The sequence below is a fragment of the Paenibacillus gyeongsangnamensis genome (assembly GCF_027533625.1).
In the GTDB taxonomy this organism is placed as follows: Bacteria; Bacillota; Bacilli; order Paenibacillales; family NBRC-103111; genus Paenibacillus_G; species Paenibacillus_G gyeongsangnamensis.
On sequence record NZ_JAQAGZ010000001.1, the window covers coordinates 292,544 to 316,996 of the forward strand.

A 24,453-nucleotide genomic window follows, 5' to 3' on the forward strand; every position below is an offset into this window, starting at 1 on the left:
ATGGCCCGAACGTATACAAGCATATCCGGCACCATATTCGATTGGTTCAACTATGTTTTTCTGGCGGTGTTCGCCGGATGCACCGTCATTCCGTTTCTGTACGTGATCGCAGGCTCCTTCGCCTCGGATACCGAGCTGACGCAGCGGGCGTTCTTCATCATTCCACACAGTTTCTCCATGTCCGGGTACCGGTTCATTTTTTCATCCGATACGTTGTTCCGGAGCATCGGCGTTTCCGCTTATATTACGATCGTCGGCACGCTGGTCAATCTGCTCTTTACCGTGACGATGGCGTATCCGCTCGCACGCAAAGACTTGATGGGGCGAAACACCGTGCTGAATCTGGTCGTGTTCTCGATGCTGTTCTCCGGCGGAATGATCCCCACGTACCTCGTGGTCAAAAGCCTCGGTCTTCTCGATTCATATTGGGCCTTAATGCTGCCGGGTGCAATCGGGGCGTTCAACCTCATCGTGGTCAAGAACTTCTTCCAGGAGCTCCCTCCCGGGCTGGAGGAGTCGGCGAAGATCGACGGCTGCACCGAGATCGGGGTGCTGTGGCGCATCGTGCTGCCGCTGTCCAAGCCGGTGCTTGCCACCTTCGGCTTGTTCTATGCCGTCGGGCATTGGAACAACTTCTTTTCGGCGCTGCTCTACATCAACGATCCGACCAAATGGCCTCTGCAGGTCATGCTGCGGCAGATCGTGCTGCTTTCTCAAGCGACGATCGGCGACATGTCCCAGCTCGACCCGAACTTCGTACAGCCGCCGGAGCAAACCGTCAAGATGGCGGTCATCGTCGTCGGCACGATTCCGATTCTGCTCGTTTACCCATTTCTGCAAAAGCATTTCGCCAAAGGCGTGCTGGTCGGCTCCATCAAGGGCTGAACGGCTCCTAATACAAGCTTGAAACGACAAGGGAGGTTATGTAGTTTATGAACAGACACAAGATGAAGCGCCTGGTATCCGGCGCCGTTATGACGACGCTGGCTATGTCCGTGGCGGCCTGTTCTCCGGGAGCAGGCAAGCCGGCGGAGGGAGGAGGCGGGAAAGCCGCTTCCGGCAAAGACGGCCCGCTTGATATCAGCATCATGGCGCCGATTTTCAAGACGACTTATCCGAAGGATCACAGTCCTGTAGCCGCCGAGCTGGAGAAGTACACGAATGCGAATATTCATTTCGAATGGACGCCGAACTCCTCGTACGGGGACAAATTCAACATTACGCTGGCGTCGGGCAAGCTGCCGACCGTGATGGTCGCCCTGGACAAAGGGGCCAGCTTCGTCAATGCCGTCCGCTCCGGCGCTTTCTGGGAGCTCGGGCCGTATTTGAAGGACTACCCGAACCTGAGCAAGGCGAATCCGATCGTGCTGAACAATACGTCGATCGACGGCAAAATCTACGGCGTATACCGGGCGCGGGCTTTGGGCCGGAACGCGATCGTTTACCGGAAGGATTGGCTCGAGAACCTGAACATGCAGCCGCCTAAGACGATCGACGACTTTTATCAGATGCTGAAGGCCTTTACCTACAACGATCCGGACAAAAACGGCAAGAACGACACGTACGGCATGGTCGTCTCCAAATGGACGGGGGGCTGGGCCGGGCCGCTGGATCAAATCGCTCTATGGTTTGGCGCGCCGAACAAGTGGGGGGAAGATGCCGGAGGCAAGCTTCAGCCGGCTTTCCTGACGAAGGAATATATGGATGCGCTGAAGTTCATGAAGAAGCTGTATGACGAGAAGCTGATCAACCAGGACTTCGCCGTCTTTGATACGGCCAAATACAACGATCCGCTGAACAATAGCCAAGCCGGCGTCATCGTCGACGTGGCGGATGCGGCTGCGCGCATCGAGGATAAGATCCATCAGGCACAGGAGAAGGCGGGCAAGGATGACAAGAGCAAGCAGTTTATGGACGTTGTCGGCTCGGTCAGCGGACCGAAAGGATTGCGTGCGCTCCCGACCTCCGGCTACGCGGGAATGATCGCGATTTCCAAATCCGGCGCCAAGACGGAGAAGGAGCTTCGCCAAGTGCTTGGGTTCCTCGATAAAATGAACGACGAGAAGGCGCAAATACTCTCCGGCAACGGCATCGAAGGGAAGCATTACACGAAAGTGCAGGGCGGCGTCGAGCCTTCCAAGGACACGAACCTGCTGGAGTCCGAGCTGGAGGGCTTGAACCAAATTCTGAACTTCCTGCCGGAGGACCGCACCTTGAAAGTCGTACAGACGCCGATTCGACAGAAGCAGGACCAGGTGCAGAAGGAGAACGAGAAAATCGTCGTGCCGAACCCGGCGGAGCCGCTCATCTCGAACGTGTATACGCAGAAAGGGCCGCAGCTTGACAACATCATCAACGATGCGCGCGTCAAGTTTATCGTTGGCCAGATCAATGAAGCCGGCTACCAGGCCGCACTCGATCTATGGAAGAAAAGCGGCGGGGACGATTACGTGAAGGAAATCAATGAGCTGTACTCCAAGTCGAAGTCAAAATAAGCCGGATTCGGTATAGTACCTGATGTGGCTGCAATGGGCATCCCCTTACGAAAACCTTCCCGTTTCCGTAAGGGGATGCTTGCGCTTGCAGATCGGGAGCCTGTTTATTCCGGCTTTAATAAGCAAGAATATACAGGCTTCGGACGGCGTCCTCCGGCCTAAGAGCCGGCGATGGCTTGCCGCTCCCGGAGCGGGAGCTTATTCAGCACGAGTCCGTAGGATTCCTCCAGCATCTGCAGCAGCTCCGCCTCGGGCACCCGCCCGTTCAGTAAGACAGTGTTCCAATGCTTCTTGTTCATGTGATAACCGGGGATGACCGTCCCGGCGTACTGCTCCCTGGCGATCCAAGCCGTCTCCGGATCGGTCTTCAGGTTGGCGCTGGGCTGCCCCTGATAGGCTCCGAGCAGGGCAAACATGCGGCTTCCGACAAAAAGGACCGGCATCGCGGGATCGAACGGATAACGGACCTCCGTTCCCGGAAGACTCAAGCCGCGGGTGATGAGCTGGGCATGGTTCACGGCGGGTATTCCTCCTTACCTAATTCCATCCTCTCATTATAGCAAACTGGCAAATGAATGATAGAAAAAGGTGAATTTAGAGCAAAACCAGATGAACAATCTCCATATTCATGAGCTTTCCTTTTGTTACAGGATCGTCCCGCTGTCATAGGAACCAAGATAAACGTTTAGCGGGCGCTGATCTTGGACTGCCCATTTTTTGTTCATCGTTCATAGGACTGAGCAAGATATGGTCATTGATGAATCAGCCCCAGTTTTGTATGATAAGTGAATGGATGATAGAGCCCCGCGGATCCTTGCGCATCCACGGGGTTTCTTTGCGTAGAGGTGACAAACGGTGCTGCAATGGTTCGAATTGAAATGGAAGCGTTCTTTGGGGCGAAAAACGATTTTGCGAAATATGATGATTCTATCCTTGTTCGCATCGATAATTCCTGTTATCGCGGTCGGGTTCGGAAGCTATTTGTTTTCGGCTTCCGTCGTGCAGAGCGAAGTCAATGGGTCGAATTTGCGAATATTAAATAATGTATCCTCGACGATCGACTCGGCGCTGGACCGCATTCAAAACAATGCGATTCAAATGCTGCTGGGCAGCTTTTTCACATCCAATTTAACCGATCTGAAGCAGACGAATTATACGGGTTTCTATTCCAGCATCTCCCGCGAATTGGCCGCACTCCAAAGCGGTAATAAGGAGGCGAGCGATATCGCGATGTATGTGCCTGACGAAGGGTATCTGATATCACCTAACTACGGCGGACGCCGAATTACCGGAGAAAAAGAAAGGGAGGCTCTGCAGCAGGAGCTCGCTTCCGAGGATCAAATCAAATGGATCACCGGTCCTTATCCCAATCTGCCCGGATATGGCGGAAACGGCGTTACCTTAATCGCCAAAGTACCGCTGCAGTCGAATAAACCGATTGGACTTTTGTTTATCCGCATTGAAGATTCCATGTTCCGCAGCATTTTGGACCGCTTTGTCAGCTATCCGAATGAACATATGTACATTTTGAATGCAAACGGCGAGCTTGTCGCCTCAACCGGAAAAGAAGCAGTCCCTGAGGGACTGTCCAGTCGAGTTAAGGGCAGTGAAGGCGGCGTCAAGCGTTCTTTATTCGAATGGAATGGAACCGAGTACATGGTGACGCCATCCATTTCCGAAACATACAAGTGGCAATACATGGACATGGTGCCGGTCAAGCAGCTTAACGCGAAAGCGGGCGGAATTGCCTTGATTACAATCAGTATCGTCGTTATTGTTCTTATGCTCGGCATATGCTTTGTACTTTGGGGCACGCGCCGTGTATATCGGCCGATTGAACGGCTTATCGACCATGTGAAAGACGGTGCGGAACAGGCAGCCGATACGGACGAGATCGGCTTCGTCCGTATGCGTTGGGCCGAGCTTAGCAGCACGACAAGCAAGCTGCAGCTGAGATTGAGGGAACAGCAGCCCCTGCTTCGCGAATCGTTTGCGCTCCAGCTGCTCCAGGGCCGTTACCAGCATTATTCGGGCAATCAGCTGGTCGGCATGCTTCGCAGGTATGAGGTGCCTGCCGGCAGGGAGCACTTCGTCTTCGTCATCGCTTTCGATGCGCATCACGGAGAAAGCTCCCGCTTTCAGGAGTCGGACAACGAATTAATTGTTTTTGCAGTGAAAAATATGACATCCGATTTGTTGCGGTCGCAAGAAATGGAGGGCATCGTCATCAATCTGCTGAACGATCAGGTGGCTGTGTGGCTGTTCCCTAATGCGGAACAATCGGTAAGCGGGCTTCCAGATATCAAATCGTCCGTCGAACGGATTCGGATGCTGATTTCCGATTATTTGGGTTTGCCGGTATCGGTAGGATTGAGCCGTCCGACGGAAAAAATCGAAGAGCTGCCCGAGCTGTATGAGGAAGCCGTTCTCGCCGTCCGCTCGCGGATTATTGTCGGGAGCAGCCAAGTCATAACCCATGTGATCGGTGACTCGGAGCTTCATTACCGTTATCCGGTGGAGATTGAAACGCATCTAGAAAACTCTCTACAGCTGGGTGACCGGAATGAAGCGGAACGGATGCTGAACGAATTCGCCAAGTCGATGCAAAATGCGGTGCAAGAGCCTGAGCTCGTTCAAATGTCCTATTACCGGCTGCTTATTGCCGTCACACGTACTTCCTATTTGCTCGGACTGGATTCGGCTCAGCTGTTCGGGGAGAAAAACATCGATCCCTATACGCAAATCCGCAAAATTAACAGCATCCATGAACTGAACCATTGGTTCAGGGATTACTTGATTGAGCCGGTCACCGCATATGTGCGTGGCAAACAGGATCAAGAGCACGTGCAATTGATCCAAAAGGTCGTGCGGTACATCGAGGACAACTACCACTTCGATTTGTCGCTCGATCAATGCGCCCAAATCTGCGGGCTCAGCCCGCATTATTTGAGCAAGCTGTTCAAAAAAACGATGGACCTTTCCTTCATCGAATATTTGACGAAGTACCGGCTGGATCGGTCAATTGAGCTGCTGCGCGGCACGGATTTGACCATCGCCGAAATTGCGGAGAAGGTCGGCTACCAGACCAAAAATTTTATCCGCGTCTTCAAAAAGCACATTGGCGCAACGCCAGGCCAATTCCGGGAAGCCGATAAGGAATAAGCGTGAAACCGCATCCCCATCTTTTGTTCTACGGCATCAAAAGAAGACAATAAATGCGCATCGATACGATGAGGGGCCTCTGCAGGAGGCTCCTATTTTGTTACCGCCCTGTGCAAGAATTGGTCATTGCCGGCGGGGAACGATCTCCTGTACGATCTGACATGTGCAAGTCGTAGAATGGCTTGCGGTCATTTACATCAAGGTGCGAGGTGAGGGTATTGTCGGAATGGTTATCGGGATGGGCGGCTGCGGTAAAACGAGATAAATATTTGTATGCGATGGCGGCGCCCGGGTTATTGTTTTTCATTATTTTCAAATATGTCCCGTTGTGGGGATTGCTGCTTGCCTTTCAAAATTATTCACCCTATCTGGGCTTCTGGAACAGCGAATGGGTCGGTTTGAAATATTTCAATGAGTTTTTCGCCAATCCTGAGTTCCTGCTGCTGTTTCGAAATACAATGGCGATCAGCCTGCTGAACATTGCATTTTTCTTTCCGATACCGATTGTGGTAGCGCTGCTGCTGAACGAGGTTAGAAAGCTTGCATTCAAGAAGCTCGTGCAAACCGTCATTTATTTGCCTCATTTCCTTTCCTGGGTCATCATTGTCGGGATCTGTTTTCTGATTTTCGGTCAAGGCACGGGCATTGTGAATCAGTTGATCAGATCGAATGGCGGACATTCGATTGAATTTCTGACGAATCCGGACTTATTCTGGGGCATGCTGACAGCACAAAGCATATGGAAAGAAGCCGGATGGGGAACGATCATCTTCCTGGCCGCGCTCGCCGGCATTAATTCGGAGCTGTATGAAGCCGCGCAAATCGATGGCGCGAACCGCTGGCAGCAAATGCTGAACGTCACCATTCCGGGCATCCGCAGCACTATAATAGTTCTGCTCATTCTACGTCTGGGCCAGGTGATGGAAGTCGGTTTCGAACAAATTTATTTGATGATGAGCGGCCCGGTTGCTCACGTTGCGGATGTTTTCGATACGTATGTTTACCGGGTAGGTATCCAACAAGGCAGATTCAGTTACGCGACGGTTGCCGGACTGTTCAAATCGGTGGTCGGGCTTATTCTGGTCATCTCCGCGAACAGCCTCGCGAAAAAATTCGGAGAGGAGGGGTTGTACTAGGATGAACAAGAGTCTAGGATCCGACATTTTTACGGCGTTTAACTATACGATATTGACGTTGTTCGCTCTGGCCACCTTGCTGCCGTTCATTTATGTCATCATTATTTCATTTACGGATCCGACCGAATATTTGACCAAGTCTCTTGTGCTGATCCCTGAGACATGGAGTCTGTCGGCGTACAGGTTTATTTTCTCGACCAACGCGTTTGTGAAAGCGATGGGGGTCAGCGGTTTTCTGGCTGTCGTCGGCACAGTGCTCAGTTTGATCGTCACCAGCGCGCTTGCTTATGTGCTTTCGCGCAAACGGCTGAAGGGTAAAACCTTTTTCCTGGTCATGATCCTTTTATCCATGCTCTTCAATGCAGGCATGATACCGAACTATTTATTGGTGGACAGCCTCGGATTGATCGATTCGCTCTGGGCGCTTATTTTGCCGGCCTTAACGAGCGCTTGGTATGTTTTCCTGATGAAAAACTTTTATCAGGAGATTCCGGATGAACTGGAGGATGCCGCGAAAATTGACGGCTGCTCGGATGTCGGCGTCTTTATCCGAATCATGCTGCCTGTCTCGGTGTCCGCGCTTGCGGCTTTCGGCTTGTTCTATGCGGTAGCGTATTGGAACACCTATTTCAGCGGCGTGCTTTATATCAACAGCGATTCCATGCGCCCGCTGCAGGTGCTGCTGCAGATGCTGCTCATTTCCGCGTCGCAATTCGGCGATCCTTCGGTCGCGGCTATGATGGAAAGCGAGAAGACCGTTCCGCCGCAAGTCATTAAAATGGCGGCTGTCGTCATTTCTTCACTGCCGATCGTCATCGTGTATCCGTTTTTGCAAAAATATTTCGTCAAAGGCATGATGGTCGGTTCGGTGAAAGGCTGATTGTGAACCGCACCTATTGAAAGGGGTGATTTGAGCCAATATCGCTTCATCGCTTCGAATTAATGAATGACTTGGGCAAGCTAAATAAACGGGAGGGTTCGTATGAAAACTATGGTAAAGAAAATGACTGTCATCGTTACAGCTGTCGGCTTAGCCGCCACACTCGCAGCTTGCGGCAACACAACAACGGACGGTAAACCGGCTGCAGGAGGAGCATCTAGCAAACCGGCGGTACCGACGGATATTTCCGTTACGACGCTCGCCTTTGCCGCTGCGCCAACGGGAGAATTGGAAGCGGTAAAAAAGCTGAACGAAAAGTTCAACGTCAACCTGAAGCTGAGCTGGATTCCTTCGAATACGATTACGGAGAAGCTGAACGCGCTGCTTGCTTCCAGAGATTTGCCGGACGTGCTTTTCCTTGAAGATTTCAATTATACGCCTGCGTTCCTTAATGCCGTAGATCAAGGCGCGTTCTGGGATTTAACGCCTTATGTCAAAAATTATCCGAACCTGGCCAAGTATCCGGACAATGTATACAAGAACGCTTCTGTCAAAGGTAAGCTCTACTCGCTTCCGCGTGTCAGACCTTTGGATGGCCATGAAGCTTTAATCATTCGCAAGGACTGGCTCGACAAGCTTGGCTTGCAGGCGCCAAAAACGATGGACGAATTGAGTAAAGTTATGGAGGCGTTTACCAAGGGCGATCCGGACGGTAACTCCAAGGCGGATACGTACGGTATTGCGCTGTCAGGCTCTCCAGGACCAGCCGGCTATGTGTTGTCCATGTTTGGAGCGGGTACGAAATGGAAAGAAGAAAATGGCAGCTTGACGCCATACTGGTGGACGCCGCAAGCGAAGGAAGCGCTGGCTTTCTGGAGCAAGGCGTATAAAGCGGGCACCATCCTTCCGGATATGCCGGTGCTGAAAAACGGTCAAATCAAGGACATGATTGTCCAAGGTAAAGCCGGTATTGCGATAGGTAACGTTTACGATGCTTACAAATGGAATCAGGATCTGCAGAAAGCCAATCCGAAGGCGAACCTTGTCGCCTACGAACTGCCGAAGGCTCCTGACGGCAAAGCTTATTATGAGCAGGCGAGCGGTTTTTACGGGCAATTCCTGATTAACAAGAAATCCGTGGATGAAGCCAAGCTGAAGAAAATTTTGGAAGTATATGACTACACAGCTACAGAGGAAGGCTACAATCTGGCCGGCTACGGAATTAAAGACACCGATTACACGCTGAAGCCGGACGGAAGCATCGAGCAAACCGAGGAAGGCAAGAAAAAGGGCTACGGTGGCGATACGACCGTCCAATGGCTGACTGGTTACTTTGATAAATATAACCGTGCGAAAGTGCCGGGTATGCCGACCGATGTGCTTGAGCAAAATAAAAAGCTGATCGATGCGATTACTTCGATTCCGGATCCGACTTACGGTGTAGCCAAATCGGCGCCATTCAAAGAAAAAGGCGCGGATTGGGATAAGAAAATTAACGATATGCAAGTTAACGTCATCATCGGTAAAAACTCGCTCGAAGACTGGGATAAATTCGTGAAGCAGTTCCAAGCTGATCCAAGCTTCCAGCAGCTGTAAAAGAAACAAATGACGGCTACAAAGAAAAAATGAAGAAGTAAAGCAGATTGGCAGACCCGACTACGTTACTTAGTCGGGTCTGAAATCAAAAAGCCGGGTTTTCTCAAAAAAAGGATATGAAAGCTAAATATCGTCGATATACAAATCCCGTCACAGGCTTTACATTTATATTACGCTTTTAATAATAGCTTAAGAGGTGATGATGAATGAGGAAAGTAAGCGTGCTCGTAGTCGTTTGCTTATTATTCAGCATATTCGCATCAAACATCTTTAACTTTGAAAGCGCTATCCACAGAGCGGAGGCGGCAGCAGTGAACTTGATGACAAACGGAAGTTTTGAACAGACAACATCGGTTTTGGACGCCAATTGGAGCGGCGTCACCAGTCCCGCTCCGGCAGGCTGGGGGTTATGGATTCCAACAGGTAGCGGGAAAGCGCCGAATCAAACAGTCAATGTAACCCTGGATCCGACACAGTATCATGAAGGGAGTAAGTCCATTTTATTTGACGCTTTCGCGACAAGCCGAGTATCTGTTAGTCAAAGCGTTACGTCGGTAACAGCAGGTAAATCCTACAGACTTAAAATGTGGGTAAAAACCGACAACGTTACAGGCACTGGCGCTTACTTCAGAACGCAATATTATAATACGAGTAAAGTGGGGGACGGGCCTGCATCAGCCAAATTGCTCGGCACGAACGATTGGACCTTGCAGCAAGTTTTTATGACCATACCGGCGGGCGTAACGAGGTTGGTGATTGAACCGTTCCTTGAAACGGGCAAAGGTAAAGTATGGTTTGACGATATTAGTCTGGAGGAATATAACGGGATAACAGGAATTGCTTTGGATCAAACGGCCTTTTCCATGGCTAAGGGCAGCACGGTTACGTTAACGCCAACATTCATACCGGCGAGTGCAGCCGATCAATCGGTTGTCTGGAGTTCCAGCAATCCGAACGCAGCAACCGTAGACGGCAACGGGATCGTAACTGGAGTCGGGTTAGGCTCTGCCACAGTCACGGTGGCAACACCGGACGGAACGATTAAAGCGCAATGTCTCGTTAACGTCGAATCGGACGAAACTATTCAATCATACAGCCAGCTACGGCTGAAATGGTACGATAAATTAACTGGAGGCATCCATAACAGTACGGATGACCCGGATATTCAAGCTAACCTGTCCAAATTAGCCGACAGCGTAACCAATTCAAATGCAAACGGATACTGGGATCTCATGAATAATGCAGCCAATCGGACATCTGTGTGGAGCGATTTGTCCAGCACGACGGATACGGCTCAAACTACAAGTTCTTACGGCAGGTTGAAAGCCATGGCGCTCGCTTATTCGATCGAAGGCTCAAGACTGTATCACAATGCGGCGCTGCGGGATGATATCGTCAGTACGCTGGACTGGCTGTACGCCAACCGTTATAACGAAACCAAGGGCGAGATCAGCAATTGGTGGGACTGGGAAATCGGAACGCCGCAAATCCTGAACGATATTATGGTGCTTATGTACGATGATTTGGCACCGGCGCAAATCACCAAGTATATCAAGGCTATTGACCGTTTCGTTCCGGACCCGAAGAAGCGGACACTCAACAATGTCACGGAAACGGGAGCCAACCTGCTTGATAAAGCGTTGGTTGTAACGATGCGTGGTGTGATCGGCAGCAATAGCGCGAAAATTACGCAAGGACGCGATTCCATCGGACCGGAGTTTGCATATACGGACCATGGAGACGGCGTTTATAAGGACGGATCGCTCGTTCAACATACCAACATTGCGTACACAGCGGGATACGGGGCCGTATGGCTCAGCAGGGCCGCAGATATGACGTTTTTGCTGAACGGCTCGCCTTGGCCGGTAACGGATCCGAATGTTAACCATGTCTATGACTGGGTTAAGGATACCTTTGAGCCGATTATTTATAAAGGTCTTTTTATGGATATGGTCAACGGCAGAGGCATCTCCAGACAAAGCTCCGGAAGCGCCAGAAGCACCATTGTCACTTTACTTCGATTAGCTGAAGGGGCCCCGGCGGATGTAGCCTTATCGATTAAGCGAATGGTGAAGGAATGGATCGGTTCGGATACGACGTATGCCAACTATTATGACGGACTTGGGATTTATGAACTGACCTTAGTCAAAAGCGTGATGAATGACGCCGGGATCCAGCCTAGAGGAGAACTGATCAAAAATCAAGTATTTGCGGGGATGGACAGGATCGTCCATTTGCGCGACGGCTATGGCTTCGGGCTCAGCATGTTCTCGAACCGCATTTCTGATTTCGAGAAAGGCAATGACGAGAACTTGAAAGGCTGGTACACGGGTATCGGGATGACTTATTTATATGATAAGGATCTCAACCAGTACCGGGGTGATTTTTGGCCAACGGTGGATTCGTTCCGGCTGCCCGGCACGACTACGGACGGATCGGGCAAAGGCGTAAAGCCCGGCGAGTGGAAAAGCTACATGAATCCGAGAACATGGGTCGGCGGCTCCTCGATCGACGGTCTTTACGGCGCCGCCGGCATGGACTTCTCGCTTTCACAAACGACGGGAAGCGATCTGCAGGGCAAAAAGTCATGGTTCATGTTCGACGATGAAATCGTCGCGTTAGGCGCCGGAATATCGAGTACTACTGCCGGAACTCCGCCGGTAGAGACGATCATCGATAACCGCAAGCTGAACGATGCGGGCGATAACACGCTCACGATTAACGGCACCGTAGAGTCCAGCCAGCTCGGTTGGTCGGAAACGATGAGCAATGTAAAGTGGGCTCATTTGGCCGGGAATGTGCCGGGTACCGACATCGGCTATTATTTCCCTGAAGCTTCTAGTGTGTATGGTTTGCGCGAAGCGAGAACCGGCGCTTGGAAAGACATTAACAGCGGTCAGTCGGCGACTCCGGTCACGCGTAATTATTTGAGCCTAGCTTTTGAACACGGGACTGCGCCTTCGAATGCTTCCTATTCGTATGTGATACTGCCTCATAAAAGTCCGGCGGAGACGGCGCTTTACAGCAGCGCGCCGGACGTCGAGGTACTGAGCAATACGACGGATGTACATGCGGTCAGGGAGAAGAAGCTCGGCATTACGGCGGCAAATTTCTGGAATCCGGCATCTGTCGGTTATATTTCAGTGTCCAATCCGGCATCGGTGATGGTGAAGGAAACGGAGACGGAACTTACCGTAGCGGTATCCGATCCGACGCAAAAGCAAAGCACGATTGCGCTTGAACTGAACAAAGCAGGCTTATCAGTCGTTCGTACCGATGACACGGTCTCAGTCGAGCAGACGGTGCCGTCGTTAAAGCTGACTGTTCAAGTCGCAGGATCACTCGGAAAAACGCATGTCGTCACGTTCAAAAAGGATACGACGCCTCCGGTAACGACGGATAACGCGAAGCCGGGATGGCAGCGTACGGCGCAAACGGTAACGTTGACCGCAAGCGATGACGCCAGCGGCGTGCTGAAGACATTGTACAGCCTTGACAACGGCACGTTTACGGAAGGAAATACGATTACACTTGCCGAAGACGGCGTACACCAGATTCTATACTACAGTATCGACAATGCCGGAAATCAAGAAGCAATCAAAACGGCGGTCGTCAAAATCGATACGACAGGTCCTATCATCGTGCCGACCGTCACGATGGACGTTTACTGGACGGATGGGGGCACTCTACAGTTCGATATCTCTGATCCGGTAAGCGGTGTGGCAAGCGACTCCCTCGTATTGGACGGTGTTCAAGTCGCAAGGCCGTTCGCGTTCAGTCCATTATCGCTCAGCATCGGCGAACATACCGTGCTTGTAAAAGCAGTTGATGCCGCCGGCAACGAAACCAACGCTTCTTTCTTTTTACATGTACGCACGGATGCCGACCATTTGGATGAAGCTGTTCGATTTGCTTTTCAGCAAAGCTGGATCGCAAACGAAGGGATGATGAACAGCCTGTTGTCGAAAATCGAAAGCATTAGGCGGCAAGCCGATCGGACACAGAAGAAGAACGAATGGAATGCGCTTGAAAATCACATTCGCGCACAATCCGGCAAAGAGATTGATGCGGCTTTTGCTGAAAAATTATTAAACGTCATCGCATATTTAAAATCTTAGTACGAAAATGTCCGGGAATTGGCGTTGACCGCCAATCCCGGGCTTCTTCGTGCGTATTAAGAGTTCGCATTTTTTGCATTTCCGGTGAGCATAAAATGATCATTGTAGAGACGGCGACTCTTTTTGTATACTCCCCGAGAATGACTGAGCAGGAGGCGAAGGAAGTGTCAGAGGATTATCAAATGACAATGAATGAAATGGAATTGGCCAGGCCGACAAAGCAGCAGCTGGAATGGCAGGATATGGAGCTGGGTATGTTTTGTCACTTTGGCATAAATACCTTTTGCGATCAGGAGTGGGGAGAGGGTGCGGATTCGCCGGAGCTGTTTAACCCAATCTGCTTGGACGCGTCGCAATGGGTGCGGACGGCGAAGGCGGCCGGATTCAAATATTTTATTTTAACGGCGAAGCATCATGATGGCTTCTGTCTCTGGCCGACCCGAACGACCGATTATTCGGTCAAGTCAAGTCCATGGAAAAATGGACATGGGGATGTCGTCAGAGAATGTGCGGAAGCGTGCAAGAATGAGGGAGTCGGGTTCGGCATTTATGTATCCCCATGGGATCGCCATGAGCCTTGCTATACGGATAAGGAAGCCTATGACGATTTTTATGCAGCGCAGTTGACGGAACTTTTGACGCAGTATGGTCCCTTGGTTGAAGTTTGGTTCGATGGCGCAGGCTCCGAAGGAAGGGAATACGACTGGGCTCGTATTATCGGATTAGTGAAGCAGCACCAGCCGGATGCCATGATTTTCAATATGGGAGCTCCGACGATCCGCTGGGTGGGCAACGAGGATGGCGTAGCGCCATATCCGTGCTGGAATACAGCTGAAAGCGCCAGGGTCAGTATGTTCTCGAATGAATCGTTGTCATGGCTGCCGGATACGCCGGCTTGGGTTCCCGCTGAATGCGATGTTCCGATTCGGAAGGAGCGCTGGTTCTGGCAACCGAATGATGAGAACAGCTTATTAAGCTTGGAGCAACTGATGAACATATACTACCGCTCGGTGGGGCATGGCTGTAACCTGCTGCTCAATGTAGCTCCGGATACAACCGGTTTAATGCCGGAAGCGGATGTGAGTCGTGTTCTGGAGCTGGGAGAAGAAGTGCGGAGAAGATTTTCAGCGCCTGTTGCCCGGACAGCGGGTTCAGGACAAGTTCTGGAGCTTGCTTGGGAAGCAGAGCAAGTCGTCGATCATGCTGTCATGATGGAAGCAATCATGCATGGAGAACGCGTTCGAGCCTATGTTCTTGAAGCATGGCAGCAGGATCAATGGGTGGAACTGCTGAGCGGAAGCGCGATCGGTCATAAGAAAATCGATCGTTTCGCGCCGGTCAAGACGAGTAAGGTACGGCTTAGCATATTATCGAGCGTCGGAGAAGCGCAGCTTCGCGACTTTGCCGTTTATTTTAGTTGATTAGAATTTATAAGTTTTCGTAAATTATAGCATCGCATCAACCTTGGTAAACGCGCTGGTCCTTGTAAGACAAGGACGGCGTAGCCGTTTATCCTAGGCGGGTGCAACTGAGAGGAGAATTGGTATGGAGAAAGTGGAACGTGTCATCATCATCGGTTGGGACGGTGCAGGGAACTTCGTTCAGGCGGCGAATACGCCTGTTCTGAATCGATTTGTCGCGAGCGGGAGTCAATGAAAGTACCACCAACCATTATCACTAAAGGAGAGGTTTCTTTGTATCTCTCAAATATACCATGGACCAACTCTGTCTGCCAATGGACTTAGAGGAAGACATCCCCAAAACCACCTTGTTCGAATCGTCAACACAGCTGTGAATCGTTTAGACGACTCCATTTTCGCAAAAGCTATCCCGGTGGTGGTCGACGACAGCTACCATCCTAAGATGCTCGCGAAAGTCATCATCTACGCCTACAACCAGCGAATCTACTCCTCTCGTCAAATCGCCAAAGCTGTCCGTGAAAACGTCATGTTCATATGGATTGCCGGAAGACAACGTCCGGATTTCCGTACCATCAACCGGTTTCGTTCTGAGCGAATGAAATAAGTATTAGAGACCTTGTTTACAGCGGTCCTTCAGTTTATTACCGAGGAAATGAAGGATAGCAAAAGCTGAATTTAGAGCAAAACCAGATGAACAATCTCCATATTCATGAGCTTTCCTTTTGTTTACAATGAAATGGCAAACAAAATGGAAGGGTGAGCAAGCCATGACAGCACCATATGCTTCGCAGCCGGATATTTCCCCTGATCTTGAGTTATTTGACCGGGATTGGATATTGCGTCATGCCGAGGAAGCGATGAAAGAAAGCCCGGTGCATATTACCGATGCGGTCGCAGAGCAAAGCGAGGGGGGCCCGCACGATTTTTACTCCAACGGGGATTATTGGTGGCCTAACCCGGATACGGCCGACGGCCTGCCCTACATTCGCCGGGACGGGGAAAGCAACCCCGGCAATTTCGACAGCCACCGCGTGCTGCTGCGCCGGATGCGGACGAGTGTCGCCCACCTGGCGGCAGGCTATGCGGTAACGCGGAACGAAGCCTATGCGAACCATGCGGTCCGGCTTCTCAAGGAATTTTTCCTGGATGAAGCGACGCGGATGAACCCTCATCTGCTGTATGCCCAAGCCATTCCGGGCATTTGCTCCGGCCGCGGCATCGGCATTATCGATACCCTGCATCTGGTCGATATCCCTTTTGCCGTAAGAGCCCTGCAGAACTCGCAGGCGCTTTCTCCCGAGATCGAAGCCGGCTTGAAGCGCTGGTACGTCGACTATTTGGAATGGATACAGACGCACCCAAACGGGATTGAGGAAATGAACGCGGACAATAACCACGGGGTTTGCTGGTTCGTGCAGGCGTCGGCCTTCGCTTGGTTCACCGGCGACGAGGAGGTGCTGGCGTTCTGCCGCAGGCGGTTCAAGGAGACGCTCGCGCCGCTGCAAATGGCCGCGGACGGCAGCTTCCCGAGGGAGCTTGGCCGCACGAAGCCTTACGGGTATTCCATCTTCGTGTTGGACAATATGGTAACGCTGTGCCAAATTTTATCGACGCCGGAAGACGACCTATGGTCCTTTGAGCTCCCGGACGGCCGGGGTATCCGGAAGGCGCTCGATTATTTGTACCCGTATCTGATCGACAAGAGCACCTGGCCGCTCCCTCCCGATGTGGAGCACGACGAAGGATGGCCGGCCAAGGTGCCGGCGCTGCTCTTTGCCGGACTTGCATTGAAGGAGGAGGCTTATATCCGGCTGTGGTCGTCGCTCGACCCGGATCCCCAGGATCCCGAAGTACGCCGCAACATCGCGATTCGCCAGCCTATTCTGTGGCTAGTCTAATAAGATATTTGCCATGGTACCCGGTGGGGTATCCCATTCCGGGAACTATCGCTCCTTCAGGGGATACCCGCCTTCCAACCTTTGCATTTTATGCATATCCGGGTTTCTCGTCAATCTGAGGCATTCCTTAAGACAAGGAGTGCCTCTTTGATATTTTATGCGAACGCGAACGATTGCAGCGGCGCCGCCAAAGGCAGGCCCTCCCGCCGCTCGAACGCCTCCCGGCTCTCCGCGGTTTCGTAGTTATAGTTGTAGTGCATCAGAACGAGCTTGCGCCGGACGGGCTCCGGAAGCGACCGGAGGTCCGCAAGCGAAGCGTGCGAGGCGATGGTAAGATCCCATAGGTGACAATCATGAAAAATACGCTCCACGGCCGGTTCGATCCTGCCGAGAAGATCCGAATCGGCAAGGGCGTCGCCGCTGAAGTGAAAATACGGCTTCGCCCATAAGCCGTAAGATACCATGGACGGCACGTGGCGGGTTCGGACGCACTCAAAGCGGACACCCGAGAGCTCGAATACCGGGTCTTCACTGTCGATAAGGCGAAGCTCGAAATAATGCTCCAGCTCGCGAACGCCGCCCGTGGTTAGCGATAGGCCGCTGCGAACGCTGCTCCACAGATCGCCGATCAGGTCAGATACGATGTATAGGGACGGTTTGGCATCATTGCCGTGCATCCGCCGGTGAATTTCGTGCCAATAGGCAAATTGCTGGATGCCGTTGATATGATCCTCATGAAGATGAGTGACGAACATATTCGTAACCTCATGCAGCCCGAGCCCAAGGCGTTCCAGCGCGGAAGCGTTGGATGCGGGGCAATCGATCATCAGCCGCGTGTCGTTCCATTCCAGCAGGGCGCTGTTATGTCCAAGGCTGCGGGGGTAAAAATCACCGGTACCGAGGAAAGTCAGGTTCATGTTCAAAGGCTCCTCTCGCCATAAAGAATGCGTACGAGCTCATCTTACACGATGTTTCTTTGGAATGCATCCGGCCGGGCTGCATTGCATTTGATTCCGGGGAGAATTCACGGTTGAATTGTATGCCTTGTCTGCAGTCGGTCGTTTGCTGTGCGGATTGTCCCGCAGAGCTCTGCGTACTGCAGCCGCTTTTCTTTTCGCTGCGGAAGCCTTGAGGGAATACCCGTCAAGCCGGAGGCGAAGACTAACCGGGAAGTGCCCTATAACCGAGCGTTTTTTCCGCTCCGCTAAAGGATGATGGACAGTGAGAAGATGGATTACCGTCCTATGCACCCTGCTGCTGCTCTTATCTTGTGCGGGCCGGATGGCCGCCGCTCCTCAGCCGAATGCGTTCCCTGGCGGAGGATTGGAGGAGGAAGGCGTATACATCTTAATCGACAAGAAAGCGAACCGGCTGACGCTGTTCCTCAACGGGCGTCCGCAGTATTCGTTCCCCGTGGCGACAGGGCGGCGCAAGGAGCTTACGCCCGTAGGGCGGTTTCGGATCGTAACGAAAATCGTCAAGCCTTGGTACGTACGCAAACAAATTCCGGGCGGTTCGCCGCACAATCCGCTCGGTACGAGGTGGATGGGGCTGGACGTACCCGGCACCGGCGGATATACTTACGGGATTCACGGCACGAATCGCCCCTACTCGATCGGGCACGGCGCTTCTTCAGGATGCATCCGGATGCACAATAAAGACGTGGAATGGCTGTTCCGCCACGTTCCCATCGGAACCGTGGTCGTGATCAAGGAATAAGCATCGTAAAGGAAACAGGATGAATACAAGCGGTCGGACCCGGACATGCTATGTTTCAGCGGTGAAAAGAGAGGTGTGGTTCCGTTGAGCAAGCAAACGGGTTATGCCAAGGAAGCTGCGTCGAATCGAAGATAGAAGCGGAGGGATGTGCCAAAGAGCGGTTATTGTAGTACACGTACTGCAATCGTGATGAGGTAAGACCCGAGCTGAAGCAAAGATTTCGAAGGCAAGTGCCCAATATCAATTCACCGCTGGAAGGACTCCGAAAGGAGTCCTTTTTCCTGTTCGACAAAAAACGACGGCTTTACAATGAACCGTTTTCAACGAACTCTTTTTTTTTTTGCCGCGATAACATGCTGTAACTCCGTGGTTTTTCACACATTTTTTACATTTAGATCATAGTTTCATCATGAATGTAGATTAATTTGAACATAGGACACTGCGCCTATTTTGGGGACAGCTTCATCCTTCCGAACCGACCCGTGTCAGGACGTAAATAGGCGTTTTCACAATGGGCGCAAACCGAAGAAGATAAGAATGCTCAGCCAGCGAAGGTGCACATGGAGGGTAAGTTCATATGATCAGGTGGATCCAGAACGTATCGAAGAAATGGTTGGTAACGACGGTAGCGGTTATTGCGGTCATTGCCGTAGTTGGCGTTACCATAATGTACGGCGGCTGGGGCAAAGGAACCCAGAGTAGTTCAGGCGCTCAGCCTTCCAAAGGAGGGCAGCAGCGGGGCGGTCCGCGGTCGTTCCCGGTTCAAACGCAAATCGTCACGATGCAGGATGTCGGAGGCAGTCAGGTATTCAACGGGTCCATCAACCCGCAGTTTACGACGAACGTGTCCTCCCGCGTAAGCGGAAGAGTAACCGAACTAATGGTGAAGGTAGGCGACCGCGTCAAGACGGGACAGCCCATCGCCAAGATCGATACGACTCAGATTCAGCAGCAGATCGAGCAAAGCCAAAGCTCGCTGGCACTCAGTCAGGCTAATTTGCAGAAGGCCGCTCACGATCAGGCGAACGGACAGCTTGCTGCGCAGCGGACAAATGAAGTGAATAAAGCCGGATATGATAAAACGCTGCAGGATGCACAGAACGCGGTGGCCACCGTGCAGCAGCAGGTAGCCGTGGCGCAAGTCAACTACAATAAGGCGATATCGGATCAGCAGAACGCCATTGCAGCCGCCAAGCAAGCGGTAACCGTAAACCAGCAGGCATTAAGCAATGCCGTCAATTCCTATAATCAAGCGTTAACGACGGCGCAAAACAATTTGAACTCCACCCAGGATTCGCTGCAGAATTCCCAGATTTCCTCGACAAACAGTCTGGAGTCGCTGCAGCTTGCCGCCCAGCAGGCGGCTGTCAACTACCAGAATACGGTAAACAACGGCAAATCCACCAGCTCGGATATCGCAGCCGCGCTGCAGAAGCTGCAGTCCGCCCAGCTCGCTCTGCAGCAAGCTCAGGAATCGCCGGCTTCCAGCGTGTCCACGGCCCAGAGCGCATTAACCAAAGCGCAGGCCGATTTGGCGGCGGCGCAAAATTCCCAGACGGTCGTTACGGCGCAGGAACAACTCAACAGCAGCCTGCTGGCCCTTTCGACGGCTCAGAACAATTTGTCCGTGATCACGGATACCAACCAGCAATCGCTCCAATCGGCCCAGCTGGCAGCGAAGAATGCTCAAACCACTTATGAGAACAGCGTAAAGAACGTACAGGCTCAGCTAAGCAAAGACGAGCAAGCGTACAATGTGGCGAGCTCTACGGATAGCGTAGAGGTATCGCAGGCTTCGTATCAGCAAGCCTCCACCAATCTGAAGGTGCTTCAGGAGCAGCTGCAGGACGGCGTGCTGATGTCCCCTGTCGACGGGGTCGTCACGGCTCTTAACACGCCGGTCGGACAGAACGCGGGGAACAACGGCAGCATCGTCTCCGTCGCCGCGCTGGACCCGGTCATTGCGACGGTGAACGTCTCCGAGGCCAATATAGGCAAAATCAAGGTTGGCATGAACATGAAAGTGAACGTGCCGACGCTGAATAAATCGTTCGACGGCGTCGTATCGGCTGTACGTCCGACACTTGATCCGACAACCAAATCGTACGGCGTCGATGTGAAAGTAACGGATCCGAAGAATGAGCTTCTTCCGGGCATGTTCGCGACTTCCAGTCTGACGAGCGAGGGACGCAAAGCGATCATGATCCCGGCGAACGCGGTAATCAACCAGGCGAGCGGCAACGCGGTATATATCGTCCAGGACGGCAAAGCCAAGAAGGTGGCCGTCAAAATCGGAACGATGACCAGCTCCCAGTTTGAGATTACGAGCGGGCTGAAGGAAGGCGACGAGCTGGTTGTGATGGGACAAGAGCTTCTGTCCGACAAAGCTGCGGTTCAAGTCGTTCAGCCGGGACAAGAGGGCCAAGCTGCACCAAACGGCCAACAGGGCGGCAAAGGCGGACAAGGCGGCCAGCAGCAAGGCGGCCAGGGCGGTCAAAGCGGCCAGCAGGGCGGCAAGAACGGTCAAAGCGGCCAGCAGGGCGGCAAGAACGGTCAAAGCGGCCAGAACGGCCAAGGCGGCCAGAGCAACGGCCAAAACGGTCAAAGTGGTCAGGATAACCAAAACGGTCAGCGCCAGCATAGAGGTCAAAATGGCCAGGGTGCCCCTAACGGCCAGGATAACCAAAGCAGTCAAGACAGCCAGAGCGGCCAAAACGCCCGCCGTCAACAGAATAATCAGAACGGCCAAAACGGCCAGAGCGGCGGCCAGGCAGATCCAGGCGACGCTCCGGCAGGTAACGGCAGCAGCTCAGGGCAAGGTGCGAAAGCGGGTGGAGGGCAGTGAATTTAGCTAATTTTTCAGTCGATCGCCCCGTCACGATACTAATGATCATGATCGCCCTGCTCGGACTGGGCTCCATAGCGGCACCGCTGCTTCCGGTCGACCTTTATCCGAACATGGACATTCCGACGGCCAACGTATCGGTCAACTGGACGGGGGCTTCGCCCGCTCAGGTGGAAAAGCAGGTGACGAGCCTCGTCGAATCGGCGGTCGGGACCATCGCTAATGTCTCTCAGATCACCTCCAACTCCAGAACGGGTTCAAGCAACGTCAGCGTCGATTTCAACTACGGCACGGACATCAGCCAGGCGACGCTCATGATGCGGGATAAGATGGACCGCGTCAAAAGGCAGCTTCCTACGGATGCCGACGCACCGGTTATCTCGCGCGTCGATCCGAACAGCCAGCCGATCATGAACCTGTCCGTTTACGGAAAAGATGTGGATCCGATCACGCTGCGCGATATTACGGACAACATTGTCAGCCCTGCGGTACAGAGGGTGGACGGCGTGGCTTCGGTCGGCGTCACCGGGGGTCGAACGCGCCAAATTCAAGTGATCCTGGACCAAAACAAGCTGACGCAGTACGGGCTTTCCATTAATACGGTTTCGTCCGCGCTGAGCAACGACAACCAATCGCAGGATGCGGGGCTCGTGTACCGCGGGAATCAGCTGGTCACCTTGACAATCAACGAGCAGTTTAAATCGACGGCCGAAATTCAGAAGGTCAGGGTATCGTTGGGCAAGGGGCAATCGATTTCCATCGGCGAGCTGGGACAGGTGGTCGACACCTACACGGACGTGTCCTTCGACGCCCGCCTCAACGGGCAAACGAGCGTCGGGGTCTCGATCCTCAAGCAATCGGACGGAAATACGGTGGCCGTAGCCAATAACGTGCGGAAGGCCTTGTCGGATATTCAATCCAAGCTGCCGAGCGGCGTGAAGATCGCCGTGATCAGCGATACGTCCACCTACATTAAAAATTCGATCAACACCGTTATCGACCATACGCTGCTCGGCGGCATTTTTTCCGTTATTATTCTGCTGCTCTTCCTGAACAGCGTTCGGGCTACGCTGATTATCGGCGTCGTTATCCCGATTTCGGTCATCAGTACGTTTACGATGATGTATTTCGGCCATCAAACGATCAATATCATCACCTTGGGCGGCCTTGCGCTCGGTCTCGGCTCGCTCGTCGACTTTGCGGTCGTCGTCCTGGAAAGCATATACCGCAAAAAGGACGAGGGCTTATCGCCCATCGACGCCGCCAAGAAAGGCACGGCCGAAGTCGGTACGGCGGTGCTGGCCTCCGCGCTGGCCCAGATCGCCGTATTCGCGCCGGTCGTCTTTATTAACGGTGTGATCAAGAACTTCTTCTCCCCGATGGCGCTGACTGTGAGCTTCTCGCATATCGCGGCATTGTTTGCGGCGATTACGCTGGTGCCCATGCTGGCGGCAAAGATTCTTACGAAGCATCATGACGAGACGCTTCCGGAAGGACGCTCGTACAACCCGGCCGTCTGGTTCGGCCGCGGCTTGAACCGCTTCACCCGCGGGTATGCGGCTCTGCTGCGCTGGTCTCTGCTACACCGCTCGGTCATCATCGTGACTACCCTCGCAATGCTCGTAGGAAGCGTTTATTTGACGAAGTTCGTGGGCAATGAAATCATGCCGAAGACGGATGAAGGTCAATTAAACATCTTTATCAGCATGCCGCAGGGGACGAAATTCGAAATTACGAACCAAATGGCTTCCGCCGTGGAAGATAAGCTGAAGACGATTCCGGAAGTGGATACCGTCTTTACGACCGTCGGGAGCAACGGCGGCGGCGGCTTCCAGATCGCGTCGACGAACTCCGCGAACCTTACCGTCACGCTGAAGCCGGCGAACGAACGCAAACTGACGACGGCACAAGTGGTGGATCAGGTCCGAAATCTCACGCAGGGCTATCCGGGCGCGCAGATCAACGTCTTCAGCCGTTCCTCCGTTCGTTTGCCCGGTCTCGGCGGCGGCGGTGGCGGCGCTGACATTACAGTCAACCTGAACGGTCCGGATTTAACGGTGCTGGGCAAGCTGGGAGATACGGTAGCCCAAGCGCTCAAGGATATTCCCGAGCTTCGCAGCGTTCAGAATACGCTCGATCGCAACATTCCCGCATTTACGATGACCATTGACCGCGATGCGGCCGCTTATTACGGCGTAACGCCGCGGGAGGTTATGACGGCGCTGCGGAACGCGTACCAAGGGAACGCGGCAACGCAGTATAAAGCGGGGGATACGCAAATTTCCGTCCTAGTGCAGCTCCCTAAAGATTTTACCAACAATCTGGAGAACTTGAATCAGCTTGTCATTATTTCGAGCAGCGGCGCGCAAGTTCCCGTCAGCGCCGTAGCCAAGGTGGAGACCGGCTCGAGCCCGGTTCAAATCCGCCATAACAATTCGCAGCGTTTGGTTACAGTGACTGCATCGCTCGTATCCAATGCTACCCTGATCGATGTCGCCAAGGAAGTGCAGGCGCAGCTCGATACGATTCAGCCGCCTGACGGATATTCCATTACGCTGGATTCGCAAGCTAAAACCAATTCGACCTTCAGCAGCCTGTATTGGATGCTCCTGCTTTCCGTCGTACTCGTGTACATGGTTATGGCCAGCCAATTCGAGTCGCTGTACGGTCCGTTCATCATCATGTTCTCCCTGCCTCCGACTTTTATCGGCGCGATCTTCGGGCTCTGGGTGACGCATCGGACCATCAACATGAACTCCGTGATGGGGATGATCATGCTGATGGGGATCGTGGTGAACAACGCTATCGTGCTTGTGGATTATACCAACCAGTTAAGAAAACGCGGTTTGCCGTTGTTCGACGCTTTGATCGAAGCGGGTAAAGTGAGGCTGCGCCCGATTCTGATGACGACCGCGACAACGGTACTGGCGATGATGCCGCTGGTTATCGGGTTCGGCGAAGGCGCGGAATCGCAAGCGCCTATGGCCACCGTGGTTTCTTTCGGGCTCACTTTGTCGACGATGGTAACGCTCGTCCTGGTTCCTGTCGTATATACGTTATTGGATGGGGCTATGGGTTCCATCAAACGACGGTTTAAAAAATCTGCCCCTCCATCATTGCCGGCGGATCCGACAACGTCTGCTTAATCCGGGACTTTGGAGACGAGAAAACAAGCATGGAGGA

14 protein-coding genes and 1 pseudogene are annotated in these 24,453 nt (G+C 52.8%); 13 read left to right on the plus strand and 2 right to left on the minus strand.

Annotated elements, in window-relative coordinates; translation table 11 throughout:
- Together O9H85_RS01300 and O9H85_RS01305 are read left to right on the plus strand one after the other, a co-directional pair.
- On the plus strand, positions 1-885 hold the full coding sequence (locus tag O9H85_RS01300; RefSeq protein ID WP_269879461.1) for a carbohydrate ABC transporter permease: 885 nt from the start codon (positions 1-3) through the stop codon (positions 883-885).
- Between the two features lie 47 nt (positions 886-932).
- Positions 933-2,495 (plus strand): extracellular solute-binding protein, encoded by a 1,563-nt coding sequence (locus tag O9H85_RS01305; RefSeq protein WP_269879462.1) that lies wholly within the window; start codon positions 933-935, stop codon positions 2,493-2,495.
- A gap of 158 nt (positions 2,496-2,653) precedes the next feature.
- On the opposite strand, the gene O9H85_RS01310 is transcribed toward O9H85_RS01305, so the two are convergent.
- Positions 2,654-3,013 carry an MmcQ/YjbR family DNA-binding protein gene (locus tag O9H85_RS01310; protein ID WP_269879463.1) on the minus strand — a complete coding sequence of 120 codons (360 nt, stop codon included), beginning with the start codon at positions 3,011-3,013 and terminating at the stop codon, positions 2,654-2,656.
- 337 nt (positions 3,014-3,350) lie between these two features.
- Here O9H85_RS01310 and O9H85_RS01315 point away from each other — a divergent pair, with 337 nt between their 5' ends.
- From O9H85_RS01315 to O9H85_RS01350, 8 genes and pseudogenes are all read left to right on the plus strand, one after another.
- Positions 3,351-5,657 (plus strand): AraC family transcriptional regulator, encoded by a 2,307-nt coding sequence (locus O9H85_RS01315; protein WP_269879464.1) that lies wholly within the window; start codon positions 3,351-3,353, stop codon positions 5,655-5,657.
- A 209-nt stretch (positions 5,658-5,866) separates the two neighbouring features.
- Positions 5,867-6,793: an ABC transporter permease gene (locus O9H85_RS01320; protein ID WP_409348081.1), complete on the plus strand. Its 927-nt coding sequence runs from the start codon at positions 5,867-5,869 to the stop codon at positions 6,791-6,793.
- Between the two features lies 1 nt (position 6,794).
- Entirely contained in the window at positions 6,795-7,673 is an 879-nt protein-coding gene (locus tag O9H85_RS01325; protein ID WP_269879465.1) for a carbohydrate ABC transporter permease, read from the plus strand.
- Positions 7,674-7,775: 102 nt separating this feature from the next.
- Positions 7,776-9,269: a type 2 periplasmic-binding domain-containing protein gene (locus O9H85_RS01330; protein ID WP_269879466.1), complete on the plus strand. Its 1,494-nt coding sequence runs from the start codon at positions 7,776-7,778 to the stop codon at positions 9,267-9,269.
- A 320-nt stretch (positions 9,270-9,589) separates the two neighbouring features.
- Positions 9,590-13,387 (plus strand): polysaccharide lyase family 8 super-sandwich domain-containing protein, encoded by a 3,798-nt coding sequence (locus tag O9H85_RS01335; RefSeq protein ID WP_269879805.1) that lies wholly within the window; start codon positions 9,590-9,592, stop codon positions 13,385-13,387.
- 188 nt (positions 13,388-13,575) lie between these two features.
- On the plus strand, positions 13,576-14,808 hold the full coding sequence (locus O9H85_RS01340; RefSeq protein ID WP_409348089.1) for an alpha-L-fucosidase: 1,233 nt from the start codon (positions 13,576-13,578) through the stop codon (positions 14,806-14,808).
- Between the two features lie 293 nt (positions 14,809-15,101).
- A pseudogene (locus O9H85_RS38200) lies at positions 15,102-15,409 on the plus strand (transposase); the annotation flags it as partial.
- Positions 15,410-15,575: 166 nt separating this feature from the next.
- Positions 15,576-16,706 carry an alginate lyase family protein gene (locus tag O9H85_RS01350; protein WP_269879467.1) on the plus strand — a complete coding sequence of 377 codons (1,131 nt, stop codon included), beginning with the start codon at positions 15,576-15,578 and terminating at the stop codon, positions 16,704-16,706.
- Positions 16,707-16,861: 155 nt separating this feature from the next.
- Here O9H85_RS01350 and O9H85_RS01355 read toward each other — a convergent pair whose 3' ends face one another.
- The gene (locus tag O9H85_RS01355; protein ID WP_269879468.1) at positions 16,862-17,623 is read right to left on the minus strand and encodes an MBL fold metallo-hydrolase; all 762 of its coding nucleotides are present in this window, start codon (positions 17,621-17,623) and stop codon (positions 16,862-16,864) included.
- A gap of 364 nt (positions 17,624-17,987) precedes the next feature.
- On the opposite strand from O9H85_RS01355, the gene O9H85_RS01360 reads away from it, so the two are divergent.
- The 3 genes from O9H85_RS01360 to O9H85_RS01370 all read left to right on the plus strand — a co-directional run bounded on the left by O9H85_RS01360 (position 17,988) and on the right by O9H85_RS01370 (position 24,416).
- Complete coding sequence (locus O9H85_RS01360) at positions 17,988-18,425, plus strand: L,D-transpeptidase (protein ID WP_409348090.1); 438 nt, start codon at positions 17,988-17,990, stop codon at positions 18,423-18,425.
- Between the two features lie 577 nt (positions 18,426-19,002).
- Positions 19,003-21,270 (plus strand): efflux RND transporter periplasmic adaptor subunit, encoded by a 2,268-nt coding sequence (locus O9H85_RS01365; protein ID WP_269879470.1) that lies wholly within the window; start codon positions 19,003-19,005, stop codon positions 21,268-21,270.
- The gene (locus O9H85_RS01370) at positions 21,267-24,416 is read left to right on the plus strand and encodes an efflux RND transporter permease subunit (protein WP_269879471.1); all 3,150 of its coding nucleotides are present in this window, start codon (positions 21,267-21,269) and stop codon (positions 24,414-24,416) included. Before O9H85_RS01365 ends, O9H85_RS01370 begins: the two co-directional genes overlap by 4 nt.
- The last annotated feature ends 37 nt before the right edge of the window (positions 24,417-24,453 follow it).

What these genes read in the sequence shown, in the direction of transcription:
- O9H85_RS01330 (WP_269879466.1), top strand. Translation starts at nt 7,776, where the DNA reads ATGAAAACTATGGTAAAGAAAATGACTGTCATCGTTACAGCTGTCGGC.
- O9H85_RS01360 (WP_409348090.1), top strand. Translation starts at nt 17,988, where the DNA reads ATGGCCGCCGCTCCTCAGCCGAATGCGTTCCCTGGCGGAGGATTGGAG.
- O9H85_RS01335 (WP_269879805.1), top strand. Translation starts at nt 9,590, where the DNA reads ATGACAAACGGAAGTTTTGAACAGACAACATCGGTTTTGGACGCCAAT.
- O9H85_RS01355 (WP_269879468.1), bottom strand. Translation starts at nt 17,623, where the DNA reads ATGAACCTGACTTTCCTCGGTACCGGTGATTTTTACCCCCGCAGCCTT.
- O9H85_RS01340 (WP_409348089.1), top strand. Translation starts at nt 13,576, where the DNA reads ATGAATGAAATGGAATTGGCCAGGCCGACAAAGCAGCAGCTGGAATGG.
- O9H85_RS01300 (WP_269879461.1), top strand. Translation starts at nt 1, where the DNA reads ATGGCCCGAACGTATACAAGCATATCCGGCACCATATTCGATTGGTTC.
- O9H85_RS01325 (WP_269879465.1), top strand. Translation starts at nt 6,795, where the DNA reads ATGAACAAGAGTCTAGGATCCGACATTTTTACGGCGTTTAACTATACG.
- O9H85_RS01305 (WP_269879462.1), top strand. Translation starts at nt 933, where the DNA reads ATGAACAGACACAAGATGAAGCGCCTGGTATCCGGCGCCGTTATGACG.
- O9H85_RS01350 (WP_269879467.1), top strand. Translation starts at nt 15,576, where the DNA reads ATGACAGCACCATATGCTTCGCAGCCGGATATTTCCCCTGATCTTGAG.
- O9H85_RS01365 (WP_269879470.1), top strand. Translation starts at nt 19,003, where the DNA reads ATGATCAGGTGGATCCAGAACGTATCGAAGAAATGGTTGGTAACGACG.